Below are 233 nucleotides of genomic sequence, written 5' to 3'. Positions count from 1 at the left end.
GGCGTCGAATCCGGGGAAGTACAGCCCCAGCACCCCGGTCCGGCGTTCGGCGAGACCCCGCGCGCTCCCACTGGGGTCGTACCCCAGCGCGGAGACCGCGTCGAGCACCCGCTCCCGGGTCGCCGGACGGACGGCCTCCGGCGGGCGCAACACCCGCGACACGGTCGCGATCGACACTCCGGCGCGGTCGGCGACGGCGTACACCGTCGCGGCCTTGCTCACGCAGACTCCTC

The 233-nt window shown here is 75.1% G+C and carries 1 protein-coding gene; it reads right to left on the bottom strand.

Annotation, left to right across the window (positions count from 1 at the left end; translation table 11 throughout):
* On the bottom strand, positions 1–222 hold a 222-nt coding region (locus KVS71_RS19090), incomplete at its 3' end, for a LacI family DNA-binding transcriptional regulator (RefSeq protein ID WP_217585314.1).
* Between the last annotated feature and the right edge of the window lie 11 nt (positions 223–233).

This window comes from Microbacterium sp. GbtcB4, from assembly GCF_019091465.1.
Lineage (GTDB): Bacteria > Actinomycetota > Actinomycetes > Actinomycetales > Microbacteriaceae > Microbacterium > Microbacterium paraoxydans.
Note: the sequence above shows the minus strand (reverse complement) of the source record. Positions and strands in the feature narration are given on the sequence as shown.